15 protein-coding genes and 1 pseudogene are annotated in these 16,551 nt (G+C 72.2%); 9 read left to right on the top strand and 7 right to left on the bottom strand.

Features of this window, described 5'->3' with window-relative positions; translation table 11 throughout:
- Nucleotides 1-5: 5 nt before the first annotated feature.
- Complete coding sequence (locus SGLAU_RS15070; RefSeq protein ID WP_043501892.1) at nucleotides 6-407, bottom strand: ATP-binding protein; 402 nt, start codon at nucleotides 405-407, stop codon at nucleotides 6-8.
- Nucleotides 408-562: 155 nt separating this feature from the next.
- Between SGLAU_RS15070 and SGLAU_RS36240 the strand changes: the two are divergent.
- The 5 genes and pseudogenes from SGLAU_RS36240 to SGLAU_RS15050 form a co-directional block, all read left to right on the top strand.
- Nucleotides 563-821: pseudogene (locus SGLAU_RS36240) on the top strand (helix-turn-helix domain-containing protein); the annotation flags it as partial.
- Entirely contained in the window at nucleotides 816-1,121 is a 306-nt protein-coding gene (locus SGLAU_RS33630; RefSeq protein WP_412556267.1) for a DUF397 domain-containing protein, read from the top strand. The pseudogene SGLAU_RS36240 and the gene SGLAU_RS33630, both read left to right, overlap by 6 nt.
- A gap of 54 nt (nucleotides 1,122-1,175) precedes the next feature.
- Entirely contained in the window at nucleotides 1,176-4,307 is a 3,132-nt protein-coding gene (locus SGLAU_RS15060) for a sacsin N-terminal ATP-binding-like domain-containing protein (protein WP_043501891.1), read from the top strand.
- 243 nt (nucleotides 4,308-4,550) lie between these two features.
- Entirely contained in the window at nucleotides 4,551-5,486 is a 936-nt protein-coding gene (locus SGLAU_RS15055) for a hypothetical protein (RefSeq protein WP_043501889.1), read from the top strand.
- 179 nt (nucleotides 5,487-5,665) lie between these two features.
- A complete protein-coding gene (locus SGLAU_RS15050; protein WP_043501888.1) occupies nucleotides 5,666-6,571 on the top strand; it encodes a DUF5707 domain-containing protein in 906 nt (301 codons plus the stop codon).
- A 13-nt stretch (nucleotides 6,572-6,584) separates the two neighbouring features.
- Here the strand turns inward: SGLAU_RS15050 and SGLAU_RS15045 are convergent, their stop codons facing one another.
- Both SGLAU_RS15045 and SGLAU_RS15040 read right to left on the bottom strand, forming a co-directional pair.
- Nucleotides 6,585-8,978, bottom strand: a complete 2,394-nt coding sequence (locus tag SGLAU_RS15045) for an HAD-IC family P-type ATPase (protein WP_043501886.1) — start codon at nucleotides 8,976-8,978, stop codon at nucleotides 6,585-6,587.
- Nucleotides 8,979-9,112: 134 nt separating this feature from the next.
- On the bottom strand, nucleotides 9,113-9,370 hold the full coding sequence (locus tag SGLAU_RS15040) for a DUF2530 domain-containing protein (protein ID WP_043501884.1): 258 nt from the start codon (nucleotides 9,368-9,370) through the stop codon (nucleotides 9,113-9,115).
- 113 nt (nucleotides 9,371-9,483) lie between these two features.
- On the opposite strand from SGLAU_RS15040, the gene SGLAU_RS15035 reads away from it, so the two are divergent.
- Nucleotides 9,484-10,935: an NCS2 family permease gene (locus tag SGLAU_RS15035; RefSeq protein WP_043501882.1), complete on the top strand. Its 1,452-nt coding sequence runs from the start codon at nucleotides 9,484-9,486 to the stop codon at nucleotides 10,933-10,935.
- A 19-nt stretch (nucleotides 10,936-10,954) separates the two neighbouring features.
- On the opposite strand, the gene SGLAU_RS15030 is transcribed toward SGLAU_RS15035, so the two are convergent.
- Nucleotides 10,955-11,140: a hypothetical protein gene (locus SGLAU_RS15030; RefSeq protein ID WP_043506640.1), complete on the bottom strand. Its 186-nt coding sequence runs from the start codon at nucleotides 11,138-11,140 to the stop codon at nucleotides 10,955-10,957.
- A 156-nt stretch (nucleotides 11,141-11,296) separates the two neighbouring features.
- On the opposite strand from SGLAU_RS15030, the gene SGLAU_RS15025 reads away from it, so the two are divergent.
- From SGLAU_RS15025 to thpR, 3 genes are all read left to right on the top strand, one after another.
- Nucleotides 11,297-11,734 carry a MarR family winged helix-turn-helix transcriptional regulator gene (locus SGLAU_RS15025; protein ID WP_043501880.1) on the top strand — a complete coding sequence of 146 codons (438 nt, stop codon included), beginning with the start codon at nucleotides 11,297-11,299 and terminating at the stop codon, nucleotides 11,732-11,734.
- A gap of 30 nt (nucleotides 11,735-11,764) precedes the next feature.
- Nucleotides 11,765-13,132, top strand: coding sequence for an MFS transporter (locus SGLAU_RS15020; protein WP_078957727.1), 1,368 nt, complete (start codon nucleotides 11,765-11,767; stop codon nucleotides 13,130-13,132).
- Nucleotides 13,133-13,342: 210 nt separating this feature from the next.
- On the top strand, nucleotides 13,343-13,915 hold the full coding sequence (gene thpR, locus SGLAU_RS15015; RefSeq protein WP_043501877.1) for an RNA 2',3'-cyclic phosphodiesterase: 573 nt from the start codon (nucleotides 13,343-13,345) through the stop codon (nucleotides 13,913-13,915).
- A 186-nt stretch (nucleotides 13,916-14,101) separates the two neighbouring features.
- Here thpR and SGLAU_RS15010 read toward each other — a convergent pair whose 3' ends face one another.
- The 3 genes from SGLAU_RS15010 to SGLAU_RS15000 all read right to left on the bottom strand — a co-directional run bounded on the left by SGLAU_RS15010 (nucleotide 14,102) and on the right by SGLAU_RS15000 (nucleotide 16,481).
- Entirely contained in the window at nucleotides 14,102-15,094 is a 993-nt protein-coding gene (locus tag SGLAU_RS15010; protein ID WP_043501875.1) for an aldo/keto reductase, read from the bottom strand.
- Between the two features lie 52 nt (nucleotides 15,095-15,146).
- Nucleotides 15,147-15,734: a Uma2 family endonuclease gene (locus SGLAU_RS15005; RefSeq protein WP_043501873.1), complete on the bottom strand. Its 588-nt coding sequence runs from the start codon at nucleotides 15,732-15,734 to the stop codon at nucleotides 15,147-15,149.
- A 72-nt stretch (nucleotides 15,735-15,806) separates the two neighbouring features.
- Complete coding sequence (locus tag SGLAU_RS15000; RefSeq protein WP_043501871.1) at nucleotides 15,807-16,481, bottom strand: GDSL-type esterase/lipase family protein; 675 nt, start codon at nucleotides 16,479-16,481, stop codon at nucleotides 15,807-15,809.
- Nucleotides 16,482-16,551: the final 70 nt, after the last annotated feature.

The raw sequence follows: 16,551 nt of genomic DNA, 5'->3' as shown, positions 1-16,551 counted from the left end.
CCACGTCATCGAGTGACCTCCGCCCAGACCGTCTTGCGCGGTGCGGGTCCCTCGGTGACTCCCCAGCGAGCGGCCAGGGCGTCGACCAGGAGGAGGCCCCGGCCCGAGTCGGCGTCCGGATCCGCCTGCCGGACGCGGGGCAGCCGGGTGCCGCACGTATCGGTCACCTCGATGCGGAGGGTGTCGCCGACGACGTAGAGCAGCAGGCGGAAGTCCCGGCCCGGCACCCTGCCGTGCGTGACGGCGTTCGCCGCCAGCTCGGCCACGATCAGCTCCGCCGGGTCCAGGGGCAGCCCCCACGAGCGCAGTCGCTCCGCGGCCAGCAGCCGGGCGAGGCGGGCTCCGCGCCGGGTGGAGGAGAGCTGGACGCTGTAGTTGCGGACGGGGGTGACGGTTTCCTGGTTCACGTCACTCAGCGTGGCGGTGCGTGCGTACCGTGAGAAGTCACTCAGTGGGTACGTACGGTTACTGTCCGAGGCTTGTCCGGTCATGTCCGGGCTGTCGGGTCGGGGCGTACGGGTAGGGCGCTGCTGCGCTACAGCGGTACGACGGAGGGGTGCGGATGTTGGTGGAAGCGGACGCGGGACGGCTCAGGACCGAGGCGGACGAGCCGGGGTGGGAGGTGGATCCGGATGACGACTGGGGTCTCGCCGTCGTCACCACCGTGGGGGCGGCAATTGCGGCTGCGGCGCGAGGCCGTGGGGATGCGAGCCGCTGAGTTCGCGGCGGCGGTCGGGTACGGGGAGGACCTCGTCTACAAGATCGAGGGTGGGAAACGGATCCCCCGCCCGGAGTATCTGGACAGGGCGGACGAGGTGCTGCTGACGTGGTTCAAGAGCAGCTATAGCAGCAGCAGTGAGGGCGACTCCTGCGTCGAGGTCGCGTTCGACTGGCGCAAGAGCAGTTACAGCAGCGGCAACGATGGCGAGTCCTGCGTCGAGGTCGCGGTCGACTGGCGCAAGAGCAGTTACAGCAGCGGCAGCGAAGGCGACTCCTGCCTGGAGGTCGCCACCACCCCCCGCACCATCCACATCCGCGACTCCAAGCACACCGGCGGCCCCCGCCTCATCCTCGCCCCCGAGGCCTGGACGGACTTTCTGGCGTACGCGTCCCGCGACTAGGCGGAGCCCCCGCTCGCGGTACCTTCGTCCTCTCGTCGAGGAGGAGAAGGCAACGTGAGCAAGTACGTGCGGCCTGCGGCCGAGGGGGCCGATCCGTTCGGGACGGGGCGGCTGCGGCGTGGGGTGTTGGACGCGTGGGCGACCAGTCCGGCGAGGTTCCGGGAGGACGCCAACGCCGAGGAGGACCTGGTCCTCGGCGGGTACCGGGACCGGCTCGTCGTCGAGCTGGCGCAGAACGCCGCCGATGCCGCCGCCCGCGCGAACGTGCCCGGGCGGCTCCGGCTCACCCTCCGGGACGGGGTCCTGGTCGCCGCGAACACGGGTGCCGCACTGGACGCGGCGGGTGTCGAGTCCCTGTCCACGCTGCGGGCGTCCGCCAAGCGGGACACCCGTGACGGGGCCGTCGGGCGGTTCGGTGTCGGGTTCGCGGCCGTGCTCGCCGTGACGGACGAGCCCGCTGTCGTCGGGCGGCACGGCGGGGTGCGCTGGTCGCTGGCCGAGGCGCGGGACCTGGCCGCCGAGGTGGCGCGGCACAGCCCGGGGCTGGGGGACGAGATCAGGCGGCGGGACGGGCACGTGCCGCTGCTGCGGCTGCCGTTCGCCGCCGAGGGACGCCCGCCGGAGCCGTACGACACGGCGGTCATCCTGCCGCTGCGGGACGCGGCCGCGGCCGATCTCGCGGAGCGGCTGCTGCACGCCGTCGACGACGCGCTCCTGCTCACCCTGCCGGGACTGGAGGAGGTCGTCGTCGAGATCGGGGACGACGCGCCGCGGACCCTGTGGCGGCGGGCCGAGGGTGCGCTGACCGTCGTGGAGGACTCACGGGACGGGACGACGACCTGGCGCACCTCGTCCGCGCACGGCTCGCTGGAGCCCGCTCTCCTGGCCGGACGGCCGGTCGAGGAGCGGCTGCGGCCGTACTGGTCGGTCACCTGGGCCGTGCCCGTGGAGCAGGGGAGCGGGGCGCCCGCCCGGCCCCGGACCGCTCCGGTGGTGCACGCGCCGACCCCCAGTGACGAGCCCCTGGGGGTGCCCGCGCTGCTCATCGCGTCCTTCCCGCTGGACACCACCCGGCGGCACGCCGCCCCCGGCCCGCTCACGGACTTCCTGGTGGAGCGGGCGGCGGACGCCTACGCCGCGCTGCTGGCGGACTGGCGGCCGGTGACGGACGGGATCATCGGCCTGGTGCCCGGACCGCTGGGCAAGGGCGAGCTGGACGGGGCGCTGCGGCAGGCGATCCTCCAGCGGCTGCCGCGTACGTCGTTCCTGCCCCCCGCCCTCCCGCCCGCCGAGGGGGACGGCGAGGTGCCGGAGTCGCTGCGCCCCCGGGACGCCGAGGTGGTGGAGGGTGCCGGGGCGGACACCGTGCGGGTGCTCGCCGAGGTGCTGCCCACGCTGCTGCCGGCGGGTCTCGAGCGGCGGGTGGAGCTGCGGACGCTGGGGGTGGCCCGGGTGCCGCTGACGGACGCGGTGGACCGGCTGGCCGGGCTGGAGAAGGAGCCCGGCTGGTGGTGGCGGCTGTACGACAGTCTCGCCGGGGTGGACCCGGACCGGCTGTCGGGGCTGCCGGTGCCGCTGGCCGACGGCAGGACGACGATCGGGCCGCGGCGGGTGCTGCTGCCCCTCGCCGACGCCACGGTGACCGACCCGGAGGTGCTGGCCCGGCTGGGGCTGAAGGTGGCCCATCCGGACGCCGCGCACCCGCTGCTGGAGAAGCTGGGCGCGCTCCCGGCGACCCCGCGGGCCGTGCTGACCACGCCGCAGGTGCGGGCCGCCGTCGCCGCCTCCCTGGACGAGGACGGGGGCGGCGCCGGCTGGGAGGAGGACGCGCTCGACGCGGAGGAGCTGGCCGACCTCGTGCTGACGCTGGTGCGGGAGGCGGGTCTCGAGCCGGGTGACGAGCCGTGGCTGGGCGCGCTCGCGCTGCCGGACGAGGAGGGGGAGCCGACCCCGGCCGGTGAGCTGGTCTTCCCGGGCAGTGCCTTCGCCCGGGTGATGCGGGAGGGCGAACTGCCCCTGCTGGACCCCGAGCTGGCCGAGCGGTTCGGTGAGGGGCCACTCGCCGCGTGCGGGGTGCTGGCGGACTTCGCGCTGGTGCGGGCCACGGACGTGGTCCTCGACCCGGACGAACTGGAGCCCCGGGAGGGCGACTTCGCCGAGCCGGACGATCCCGGGCTGCTGGACGCCGTGGACGTGTGGTGCGAGGACGTCCTGGACCGGTTCCCGGACACGCCGGTGCCGCCGGTGGCGACCGAACTGGTCGCCGTACGGGACCTGGACCTGGTCGACGACGACAAGTGGCCGCAGGCGCTCGCCCTGCTCGCCCGGCCGCCGCTGCGCGACGCGCTCACCCAGCCGGTGCGGATCCTGCTGCCCGACGGCACCCACGAGGTGGTGCGGCCGTACACGGCGTGGTGGCTGCGCGGGCACCCGGTGCTGGACGGCCGCCGTCCGGCCGGGCTGCTCGCCGCCGGCGGTGATCCGCTGCTGCGCGGGCTGTACGAGGAGGCGGACGCCACCGGGTTCGACGACGAGCAGGTGCTGCGGGCGCTCGGGGTGCGCACCTCGGTGGCCGCGCTGCTCGACGAGCCGGGCGGCGCGGCGGAGCTGCTGGACCGGCTCGCCGACCCGCGGCGGCAGGTGACCGCCGCCCAACTGCACGGTCTGTACGGGGCGCTGGCCGAGCTGGACCCGGATCTGGTGACGCTGCCGGACGAGGTGCGGGCGGTCGTGGACGGGCGGGTGGAGGTGGTGGACGCGGCCGACGCGGTCGTCGTCGACTCGCCGGACCTGCTGCCGTTCACCGGCGGGGTGCCGCTGCTGCCGGTGCGGCCGAGCCGGGCCGCCGAGCTGGCCGAGCTGTTCCAGGTGCGGCGGCTGAGCGAGTCGGTCACCGGGGAAGTGACGAGCGAGGGCGCCGAGCACGACGTACCGGATGCGGTGCGGGTGCTGCTCGGGCCGGGAACGCCCCGGTCGTACGTCGAGCACGAGGAACTGGTCGTGGACGGCGTGGAGATCGACTGGCGGGTGACCGCCGACGGGGTGCTGCACGCCGCCACCCTGGAGGGCGTCGCCGCCGGGCTGGCCTGGGCGGCCGGGCAGTGGCCGCGCCGCTTCGAGGTGGCCGCGCTGCTGGAGGACCCGTCGCGGACGGAGGAGCTGGCGCGGGACCGCTGGTTCGACTGACCCGGTGCGACCGGCGCACCAGTGTGCGACCGTCACGGCCGGCGCGGGGCGGGCCCAGGGGGCCGGTGAGGGATCTCGCGGACTTCGCGCACGAATTCCTCACCGGACGTACAACCATCGGCCCGTCCCGTGGATCTGATCATGCGAGTCAACAGACTCCGCGATCACTTGGGCCCCGTACGCACCTCACCAGCCGTGCGGTTCGACGGGCGGCGGGGCCCCTTTCTCTCCACGGGGAAGACCATGCGCATCCGCACCACCCTCGGCGCCGTCTCCGGTGCCCTCGCCCTGTCCGTCGTCGTCGCGCCGGCCGTACAGGCCGCCGACGCCCCGAGCCGCGGTGACCGGGTCGCCTCGGTGCTGGCCGCCCACCAGGCCGCCTCCGCCGGGTCGGACCGCAGCGCCTTCTCCGCCGCCGCCGCGGACGAGGGCACGCCCTACGCCCTGAACCTCACCTTCTCCGGCGTGAAGGTCAACGCCGGCAAGCCGATCGCGGTCGGCACCACCGCCAAGAAGACCGTGCCGCTGACCTTCAAGGTGACGCACGCCGCGGACATCGACCTGGACGCCGAAGACTTCGAGCTGGACGTCTTCCTCTACCGCGGCACCCTCGAGAAGCCGGTCAACGTCCTGATCGGCGACGACTACCCGGTGTGCACCGCCACCTCGGCGACGACCGCGTCCTGCAAGGGCACCGTCGACATCTACCCGGCCGACGGCGACCTGATGAACGCGGACGCCACCACCTGGAAGGCCGTCGGCTACGCCGTGGACTGGAACGACCAGCTCATGGCCGACGAGCCGGACTGGAGCAAGGTCGGCTACACCGAGGCCGACAACCTGACCACGACCCGTCTGCAGCGCTTCTCCAAGCTGACGGTCAACGCCGCCCCGGAGCCGGTGAAGAAGGGTGCCACCCTCACCGTCACCGGCCAGCTCTCCCGCGCCAACTGGGAGACCGGCAAGTACAACGGGTACGCCGGCCAGTCGGTGAAGCTCCAGTACCGCACGAAGAACGCGACCAGCTACACCACGATCAAGACGATCAAGACGAACAGCTACGGCAACCTGAAGACCACGGTCAAGGCGTCCGCCGACGGCTACTACCGCTACAGCTTCGCGGGCACCACGAGCACCCCGGCCGTCAACGCCGCGGGTGACTTCGTCGACGTGCGCTGAGCACCTCCCGCGGCGTCCGCCGCGGCCACGGCCCCGGAAGCCGTCCGGGGCCGTGCCCTTTCCCGGGGCCGGGCGCGTTTTTCGGCCGCACTGCCCGGCCCAGGCAACCCCCGGCCCCTCAAGCCCATCTGACCACGTGAGTCATGACTCGACTTCACGATCATCCACTTGGGGAACGCATGCGCATACGAGCCACCGTGGCCGCCGTCACCGGCGCCCTGGCCCTCTCCGCCCTCGCCGTCCCGGCCGCCCAGGCCGCCGGCGGGACCGCCCAGGACGGCGACTACCGCACCGACGCCGCGAAGATCGCCCGGGCCGCGAACGACCGCGCCCCGGGGAAGCCGTACGACCTGAACGTCACCTTCTCCAACTTCAAGGTGGCCAAGGAGATCGCGGTCGGCACCGGCGCCCACGTCTCGCGCACGGTCACCTACACCCTGACCCACGGCTCGGACGTCGACGTGAAGTCCGCCGACTTCCTCACCGCCCCCTACCTGTACCGCGGCAGCTTCGACGCGCCGACCGCCGTGCCGCTGATGGGCAACAGCCCGGCCACCTGCAAGGCCACCTCGGCCACCACCGCCGCCTGCACCGGCAAGATCGACATCTACCCGGCCCAGGACGACCTGCTCAACCGCGACGCCGGCACCTGGAAGGGCGCGGCCCTGGCCATCGACTACAACGGCCAGGACCCGGAAGGCTTCGACTTCGACATCACCAAGGTCGGTTACGCCGACCAGGGCGACCTCGGCACCGCGCGGGTCCAGCGCGCCTCCCTGCTGACCGTCGACGCCACCCCGGAGCCGGTGAAGAAGGGCGCCACCCTCACCGTGGCCGGCAAGCTGTCCATCGCCAACTGGGAGACCCACAAGTACTCCGGGTACGCCAACCAGTCGGTGAAGCTTCAGTTCCGCACGAAGAACGCCACCAGCTACACCACGGTGAAGACCGTCAAGTCCGCCGCCGGCGGTGTCCTGAAGACGACGGTCAAGGCGTCGGCCGACGGCTACTACCGCTACAGCTTCGCGGGCAACGTCGCCGTCCCGGCCGTGAACGCCGCGGGCGACCTCGTCGACGTGCAGTAACCCCCGGGCACTCTCACGCGGGGAACCGGCGGCCGACCCACCTCCACAGCAGTTCCAGGGCGGCCGCCGCTCCCGCCGCGATGCCCACCGCGATCCAGGGCATCGTCACACCGACCAGCTTCAGCGCGAAGAAGTCCTGGAGCCACGGCACCACCAGCACCACCACGAACGCCGCGCCCATCGCCGCGACCAGCGCGATCCGCCACCAGGTGTAGGGGCGGGCGATGATGGCCAGCACCCACATCGAGATCAGGAACAGCGTCAGCGTGGCGGCACTGGTCTCCGCGTCCAGCGCGCCCGGCCCCGAGTAGTGGTGCCCGGCGATCAGGTACGTCGCGAAGGTCGCCAGCGCGGCCAGCGCGCCGCCCGGGATCGCGTACCGCATCACCCGCCGCACGAAGTTCGGCTTCGCCCGCTCCCTGTTCGGCGCGAGCGCCAGGAAGAACGCCGGGACGCCGATGGTGAGGGTGGACAGCAGGGTGAGGTGGCGGGGCAGGAACGGGTACTCCACCTGCCAGCAGACCACCAGGATCGCCAGCAGCACCGAGTAGACGGTCTTCACCAGGAACAGCGTCGCCACGCGCGTGATGTTGCCGATCACCCGGCGGCCCTCCGCCACCACCGAGGGCAGGGTGGCGAAGCTGTTGTTCAGCAGCACGATCTGCGCCACCGCCCGGGTCGCCTCCGAGCCGGAGCCCATGGCCACCCCGATGTCGGCGTCCTTCAGCGCGAGCACGTCGTTCACGCCGTCGCCGGTCATCGCGACCGTGTGCCCGCGCAACTGGAGCGCGCCGACCATGTCCCGCTTCTGCTGCGGGGTGACCCGGCCGAACACCGTGCCCTCGTCGAGGACCGCCGCCATGCCCTCCCGGTCGCCGGGCAGCGAGCGCGCGTCCACCACGGCGCCGCTCAGGCCCAGCTTGCCCGCGACCGCGCCGACCGAGACCGCGTTGTCGCCGGAGACGACCTTGGCGCGGACGTCCTGCTCGGCGAAGTAGCGCAGGGTGTCGGCGGCGTCCTTGCGCAGCCGCTGCTCCAGGACGACGAGGGCGGCCGGCCTGGCGCCCCGGGCGACCTCGGCGGAGTCCAGGTCGTCGCCGGCGGCGCGGGCGAGCAGCAGGACGCGCAGGCCCTGCTCGTTGAGCCGCTCGGTCTCGGTGAGGGCCGGGTCGCCGGGGCCGAGCAGTACGTCGGGGGCGCCCAGCAGCCAGGTGCTGGTCTCGCCGTCGCCCTCGCTGAAGGAGGCGCCGCTGTACTTGCGGGCGGAGGAGAACGGCAGCGACTCGGTGCAGCGCCAGTCCTCGGCGTCCGGGTAGGCGTCGATGATCGCCTGGAGGGAGGTGTTGGGGCGCGGGTCGGACTCGCCGAGGGCGCCGAGGACACGGCGTATGTACGCCTCCTCGTGGCCGTCCAGGACGCGCAGCTCGGTGACGTCCATGCCGCCCTCGGTGAGGGTGCCGGTCTTGTCCAGGCACACGGTGTCGACGCGGGCCAGGCCCTCGATCGCGGGCAGCTCCTGCACCAGGCACTGTTTGCGGCCGAGCCGGATCACGCCGATCGCGAAGGCGACCGAGGTGAGCAGCACCAGGCCCTCGGGGACCATGGGCACGATGCCGCCGACGGTCCGGGCGACGGAGTCCTTGAAGGCGGTGTCCTTGACCACCAGCTGGCTGATGATCAGGCCGATCGCGGTCGGGACCATCATCCAGGTGACGTACTTGAGGATGGTGGAGATGCCGGAGCGCAGCTCGGACCGGACGAGGGTGAACCGGGAGGCCTCCTCGGCGAGCTGTGCGGCGTAGGCCTCGCGGCCCACCTTGACGGCCTGGAAGGCGCCCACGCCGGCCACCACGAAGCTGCCGGACATCACCTGGTCGCCGGGGCGTTTGACGACCGGGTCGGCCTCGCCGGTGAGCAGCGACTCGTCGATCTCCAGGCCGTCGGTCTCGACGCACACCCCGTCCACGACGACCTTGTCGCCCGGGCCGATCTCCAGGACGTCGTCGAGGACGATCTCCGAGGTGGCGACCTCGGCGGCGACCCCGTCGCGGCGCACCGTGGGCCGCACCTCGCCGATCAGCGCGAGCGAGTCGAGCGTCTTCTTGGCCCGCCACTCCTGGACGATGCCGATCCCGGTGTTGGCGAGGATGACGAAGCCGAACAGGCCGTCCTGGATCGGCGCGACGAACAGCATGATCACCCAGAGCACGCCGATGATCGCGTTGAACCGGGTGAACACGTTCGCCCGGATGATGTCCGCCATCGACCGGCTGCTGCGCACCGGCACGTCGTTGACCTGCCCGCGCGCCACCCGCTCGGCGACCTCCGCGGCCGTGAGCCCGCCGGGCGGCACCGCGGAGAGGGGGCGCGCCGGGCCGGTGTGGGCGTCCGCGTCGATGTGGGTCATGCATTCGACGGTACGTGCGGATTCGGGGCTTCACTCGCCGAATGCGCGGAAGATCCGACCGGGGGAGGAGCGGGGTCGCGGCGGTGTCCTGCCCCGGTCGTACGGGGCGGGCGGGGCCGTCCCGGGACGCCCCCCTAGGGGGTGCGTTCCCGTGCCGCGCGCTTGAGGGCGGCGTCCCGCTTGCGGACGTACCAGATGCCGATCAGGCCCAGGCCGCCGCCGGCCAGGCAGGTCCACACCCACCAGGTGTGCCCGTGCTCGTCGAACCAGCCGTAGAAGGGGAGCTGGGCCAGGAAGAGGACGAACCAGAGGACGGTGCCGCCGGTGATGGTGGCGACCACGGGGCCCTCCAGGGGCTCCGGCGCCTCGTGCTTCGGGGTCCACTTCTCCATGCCGAGCAGTCTAGGCGCGGAACGGTTCTACGCGCGGAGATGGCAATCAAGGACTCATATGTTCATACTGAAACCGTTTGTCTCTGACCACTTCTGCTCGTAGGAAACCACCAATGACCACCTCGGCTCCCGCCAAGGTCCCCACGCCCGAGCAGCCGGGCAAGGCGTCCGCCCACGGCGCCCTCGACCGCTACTTCAGGATCTCGGAGCGTGGCAGCACCCTGGCGCGCGAGGTCCGTGGCGGTCTGGCCACCTTCTTCGCGATGGCCTACATCATCGTGCTGAACCCGATCATCCTCGGCAGCGCGAAGGACATGTACGGCAACCAGCTCGACAACGGCCAGCTGGTCACCGCGACCGCGCTGACCGCGGCGTTCACCACCCTGCTGATGGGTGTCGTCGGCAACGTCCCGATCGCGCTCGCCGCCGGTCTCGGCGTGAACTCGGTGGTCGCGCTCCAGCTCGCGCCGCGGATGTCCTGGCCGGACGCGATGGGCATGGTCGTGCTGGCCGGCTTCGTCGTGATGCTGCTGGTCGCCACGGGCCTGCGCGAGCGCGTGATGAACGCCGTGCCGTTCGGGCTGCGCAAGGCGATCTCCATCGGCATCGGCCTGTTCATCATGCTGATCGGCCTGGTGGACGCCGGCTTCGTCTCCCGGATCCCGGACGCCGCCCACACCACCGTCCCGCTCCAGCTCGGCGGCGACGGCCACCTCAACGGCTGGCCGGTGCTGGTCTTCGTCCTCGGCGCCCTGCTCACCCTCGCGCTGATCGTCCGCAAGGTGCCCGGCGCGATCCTGATCTCGATCGTCGTGATGACCGTCGTCGCGGTCGTCGTCGAAGCCGTCGCCAAGGTGCCGTCCTGGGGCCTGACCACCCCGAAGTGGCCGGGCAACCCGGTCGCCACCCCGGACTTCGGCCTGGTCGGCGAGGTCAGCCTGTTCGGCGGGTTCGAGAAGGTCGGCGTGCTGACCGGCGTCCTGTTCGTCTTCACCGTGCTGCTGTCGTGCTTCTTCGACGCGATGGGCACGATCATGGGCGTCGGCGACGAGGCGAAGCTGACCGACGCCCAGGGCCAGATGCCGGGCATCAACAAGGTCCTGTTCGTCGACGGCATCGCGGTCGCCGCGGGTGGCGCCAGCTCCTCCTCGGCCACCACCGCCTTCGTGGAGTCCACGGCCGGGGTCGGCGAGGGCGCCCGCACCGGCTTCGCGAACGTCGTCACCGGCGGTCTGTTCGCCGTGGCGCTCTTCCTGACCCCGGTCGCCACCATGGTCCCCTCGCAGGCGGCCACACCGGCGCTGGTCGCGGTGGGCTTCCTGATCCTGGCGGGATCGGTCAAGGAGATCGACTGGGCGGACTACACGATCGCCGTGCCGGCCTTCGTGACGATGCTGATGATGCCGTTCACCTACTCGATCACCAACGGCATCGGCATGGGCTTCATCACGTTCGCCGTGCTGCGGCTGGCGGCCGGGCGGGGCCGGGAGGTCCCGGCGGCGATGTACGCGGTGTCGGCGGTCTTCGCCTTCTACTACCTGATGCCGGCGCTGGGTCTCACCTGAGCCGTGCCGCGCGCGGGGCTCAGGTGACCCCGTCGTAGAACTTCTCGGTCTCCTCGACGGCGGCCTGGAAGCGCTCGTCGAAGTCATGGCGGATGAGCGTCCGGACGACATAGTCCTGGACGCTCATTCCGCTTTTCGCCGCGTGGTGCCGGAGCCGTTCGAGCAGCTCCCCGTCCATCCGCAGGCTGAGCACGCTGGTCCCCATGGAGACGAGGGTCGGCGCACGCCGGGGCCGGCGGACGACTTTCCACTCCTGGATCACCCCTTCGGGTGAGATTCGGCGTTTTCGTGGTACGAGTCACGGGCGGGGACGGCTGTTGCGAGTGGTCTTTAGCGAGGGTAATGAGTTACGCTAAAGAACATGCCGGACCTCAACCATGGCGACGACGCTGCCGCCGTGAACTCCCTGCGCTCCGCCGTCATGCGGCTGTCCCGTCGGCTCAAGCACCAGCGGGTCGACGAGTCACTGAGCCCCACCGAGATGTCGGTGCTGGGCACCCTGTCCCTCTGCGGCAGGGCCACACCGGGCGAACTCGCCCGCAAGGAGCACGTCCAGCCGCCGTCGATGACCCGCATCGTCGCGCTGCTGGAGGGCAAGGGGCTGGTCCGGCTGGAGCCGCACCCCGAGGACCGGCGCCAGAAGGTGGTCACGCCGACCGAACAGGCCGAAGCCATGCTGGAGGAGAGCCGCCGCAAGCGGAACGCCTTCCTGGCCACCCTGGTGGAGGGCCTCGACGAGGACGAGTGGGCCAAGCTGCGCGCCGCCGCCCCCGTGCTGGAGAAGCTCGCGCACCTGTAGGCAGCAGTCGCAAGGAGGAGGCGAACCCTTTTGAGTACGGGATCCGGAGCAGACTCCGCCCCCGCACCGACCACCCACGACACCGCATCCGCCCCCGAGGCCCCCCGCACCGGCCGGGCCTCCATGTTCAGCTCGCTGAGGATCAGGAACTACCGCCTGTTCTTCCTCGGCCAGGTCGTCTCCAACATCGGCACCTGGATGCAGCGCATCGCCCAGGACTGGCTGGTGCTGAGCCTCACCGGCTCCGCCACCGCCGTCGGCGTCACCACCGCGCTCCAGTTCCTGCCGATGCTGCTGTTCGGCCTGTACGGCGGCGTCCTCGTCGACCGCCTCCCCAAGCGGCCCCTCCTGCTGGTCACCCAGTCCGCCATGGCCGTCACCGGCCTCGCGCTCGCCGCACTCACCCTGACCGGCCACGTCGCCGTGTGGCACGTGTACGTCGCCGCCTTCGCCGTCGGCCTCGCCACGGTCGTCGACAACCCGGCCCGGCAGTCCTTCGTGAGCGAGATGGTCGGCCCCGGCCAGTTGCCCAACGCGGTCAGCCTGAACTCGGCGAACTTCCAGTCGGCCCGACTGGTCGGCCCCGCCGTCGCGGGCCTGCTGATCACCGGCGTCGGCACCGGCTGGGCGTTCCTGCTCAACGGCCTGTCCTTCGTCGCGCCCATCGCCGGCCTGCTGCTGATGCGCGCCCGCGACCTGCACGTCGTCGAGCGCGCCCCGCGCGGCAAGGGCCAGCTGCGCGAGGGCCTGCGCTACGTCGCGGGCCGCCCGGAGCTGATCTGGCCGATCGTCCTGGTCGGCTTCGTCGGCACCTTCGCCTTCAACTTCCCCGTCTACCTCACCGCCTTCGCCGACGACGTCTTCCACGCCGGCGCCGGCACCTACAGCCTGTTCAACACGCTCATGGCGGTCGGTTCCCTCACCGGTGCCCTGCTCGCCGCCCGGCGCGGCACGGCCCGCCTGCGGGTGCTGAGCACGGCGGCGCTGGTGTTCGGCACGGTGGAGATCGTCGCCGCGGCCACCCCGCAGCTGTGGATGTTCGCGGCGCTGATGATCCCGCTCGGCATCTTCGGCATGACGGTCAACGTCACCGCCAACACCGGTATCCAGATGGCCACCGACCCGGCCATGCGCGGCCGGGTGATGGCCTTCTACATGATGGTGTTCCTCGGCGGCTCCCCGGTCGGCGCGCCGATCGTCGGCTGGATCACCGACACCTACGGCGCCCGGGCCGGTCTCGCCGCGGGCGGCGCGATCGCCGCGCTGGCCGCCGCCACGATCGGCCTGATCCTCGCCCGCACCGGCGGCCTGCGCCTCGCCGTCGGCTGGAACCACGGGCACCCGACGGTGCGCTTCGTGCCGCGCGAGCGGCGCAAGGAGCTGGCGACGGCGGCCTGACCGGCCCACCGGCCCCCGGGGGCGCGTGCCCTCCGGGCCGGGCGCGGCCGGGCCCGGCAGGGGCTTCCCGCCGGGCGGTCCTCGTGCCGCGTGCGCGGTGCAGCACGCCGCCGCCCGCGCGGCGTACTCCTCGGCGCACGTCTCCTCGGCCGCCGGCCCGCCCCTCCGATCCGGCGTGATCTCCGGCCCGATCCCTGCCACGCTGGCCGCATGAGACTTTTCGCCGCCGTGCTGCCGCCCGACGAGGTCGCCGGGGAGCTCGCCGCGGAGCTGGCCGCGCTGCGCGCGCTGCCCGGCGCGGGCGGGCTGCGCTGGACCGGGCGCCCCGGCTGGCACTTCACGCTCGCCTTCTACGGCGAGGTGGACGAGGAGCTGCTGCCGGAACTCTCGGCCCGCCTGGAGCGCGCCGCGCGGCGCACCGAGCCCTTCCCGCTGGCGTTGCGCGGCGGCGGCCAGTTCGGGCACGGGCGGGCGCTGTGGACCGGCGCGGACGGCGACGTGGCGACGCTGCGGCTGCTGGCCGACCGCGCGGAGTCCGCGGCGCGCAAGGCGGGTGTCCCGATGGGGGAGCACCGCCGCTACCAGGCCCACCTGACGGTGGCCCGCAGCCGGACGGCCGTGGACGTACGGCCGTACGTCCAGGCCCTCCACGCGTTCACCAGCCGCACCTGGACGGTGGCGGAGCTGGTCCTGGTGCGCAGCCGCCTCCCGCGGTCCGCGGAGCCCGGCGCACAGCCGCGCTACGAGGCGGTCGCCCGCTGGCCGCTGGGCGCGGCCGGTTAGTCTCGGTACGTGGACCCGAAAACCCGGAACCGGATCATGGCCGGTGCGCTCGTGCTGATGTTCGTCGTCGTGGCCCTGGCTTCGGCGCTGGGAGGATAGCGGCGGGGAACTGCCGCGTCTTCCGGCCGCGGGCCGTCCGCGGCTCGTCGCGCAGTTCCCCGCGCCCTCGCGGGCCGCTGCCCGGTGTCACCAGGCGAAGGCCTCCGGGGACGGGCCCGGGCCCGGGAAGATCTCGTCCAGGCCGGTCAGCAGCTCCGGCGACAGCTCCAGCTCGAGCGCGCGCAGGGCCGACTCCAGCTGGGCCAGGGTGCGCGGGCCGACGATGGGGCCGGTGACGCCGGGGCGGGTGAGCAGCCAGGCCAGGGCGACCTCGCCGGGCTCCAGACCGTGCTTGTCGAGCAGGTCCTCGTACGACTGGATCCGGGCGCGCACGGCCGGGTCGGCGAGGGTCTCGGCGGACCGGCCGGAGGCGCGGCGGCTGCCCTCGCCCTCCTTGCGGATCACTCCGCCGAGCAGGCCGCCGTGCAGCGGCGACCAGGGGATGACGCCCAGCCCGTACTCCTGGGCGGCCGGGATGACCTCCATCTCGGCGCGCCGCTCGAACAGGTTGTAGAGGCACTGTTCGCTGACCAGACCGAGGGAGCCGCGCCGGGCGGCGGCCTCGTTGGCCTGGGCGATCTTGTAGCCGGGGAAGTTGCTGGAGGCGGCGTAGAGGATCTTGCCCTGCTGCACGAGGACGTCGATGGCCTGCCAGATCTCCTCGAACGGGGTGGCCCGGTCGATGTGGTGGAACTGGTAGACGTCGATGTGGTCGGTGCCGAGGCGCTGGAGGCTGGCGTCGACCGCGCGGCGGATGTTCACCGCGGACAGCTTGTCGTGGTTGGGCCAGGTGGACGGGCCGTCCCCGGCCATGTTGCCGTACACCTTGGTGGCCAGGACGACCTTGTCGCGGCGCCCGCCGCCCTTGGCGAACCAGCTGCCGATGATCTGCTCGGTGCGGCCCTTGTTCTCCCCCCATCCATACACGTTCGCGGTGTCGAAGAAGTTGATGCCCGCGTCCAGGGCGGCGTCCATGATCGTGTGGCTGTCGGCCTCGTCGGTCTGCGGGCCGAAGTTCATGGTGCCGAGGACGAGGCGGCTGACCTTGAGTCCCGTACGTCCGAGCTGCGTGTACTTCATGAACACCTAGCCAACGGCTTGGAGTGCGCTCGAAGCAAGGGCGGGCCGGCGGTCAGTCGCGGGGGAACTCGTCCGTCCTCAGCACGAGGTCGACGACGGTGCCGGTGAGGTCGAGGTCCTTGCCGAAGGAGACGATCGTCTCGACCTCGTAGTCACCGTCCTTGGGATCGGTGTAGAGGTGGCAGCGGCCCTGGTACGGGTCGGCGACCAGGTAGACCGGGACTTCGGCGGTGGCGTAGGCGGTCTTCTTGGGGCCGTAGTCGTTCTGGCCGGTGCTCCTGGAGATGATCTCGGCGACGAACATGACGTCCTCGCAGCACCAGTGGCCGCTCTCCGTCTTCGTGGCGTCCTCCGCAATCACGGTCACGTCGGTCGCGAAGCCGTTGAGGTGTCCCGGGTAGTCGATCCGCACGTCGGACTTGATGCGCTTGCGCGGATACTTCGTGCGCAGCTGTTCGACGATGTCCAGGATGATCTCCCAGTGGGTGTCCCGCTGCGGCGACATGTAGACGGTCCCCTCGACGATCTCGACCTTGTATCCCTCGGGGACGGGCATCTTCTCGAGCCGCTCGAACATGTCGTCGAGCGTCATCGTGTTGTCGCTCTCGGCCATCGCGATCCTGTCTTCAAGGACGGTCATCGTGGCGCTCCTCCCCGGCCGCCCCCCGAACGGGTGCGTCCGCGCAGTACAACGATACGAACGTCCGGCCGGTCACGCGCCGTACTCGCCGCCGACCCCCCACCCCTGCCACATCGCCTGCGCGAACGCGCCCGCGATCCTGTGCTCGCCGCTCGCGTTGGGGTGGGTGCCGTCGTAGGTGTCGCGGTGGATGTCCCACGCGGCCGGGGGCGAGGCGAGGAGCAGGGGGGAGCGGGCGGTGTCCAGGTCGGCGACCGCCTTGGCCAGGAGTTCGTTGAAGCGGGTGACCTGCTCGGCGAACGGAGGGTCCTGCCGGGCGCGGATGTTGGGGATCACCGGCAGGATCACCATCCGGACGCGCGGCTCGGCCTGCCGGGCCGCGGCGACGAAGGCGTGCACGTTCTCCGCGGTCTGCTCGGCGTTGGTGTAGAAGCCCAGATCGATCAGGCCGAGGGAGACCAGCAGGACGTCCGCGCGGGTCTCGCGGACCGCGTCCCCGACGAGCGGTGCCATGTGCAGCCAGCCCTCGCCCCAGCCGGCCAGGTGGGCGCGGGGGAAGCCGGGGTCGGCGTAGGCGTACGACGTGGGCGCGCCGGCCGCCTTGTCGTACAGCGTCTCGCGCGGTCCGACGAGGGTGAACGGGCCGCCGTACGTCGCGCACAGGTGCTGCCACATACGGTGACGCCAGGTGTGTTCGCCCGCGCTGCCGATGGTCATGGAGTCGCCTACGGGCATGAACCTGAGCATCCGCTCATGATGGACGATCCACGGGACGGGCGGACTCGGCGCGGGGTGTGAGGCCTGCCACCCGCCGTGA

This window comes from Streptomyces glaucescens (assembly GCF_000761215.1).
Classification (GTDB): Bacteria; Actinomycetota; Actinomycetes; order Streptomycetales; family Streptomycetaceae; genus Streptomyces; species Streptomyces glaucescens_B.
This window is presented reverse-complemented; position numbering and strand designations above follow the sequence as displayed.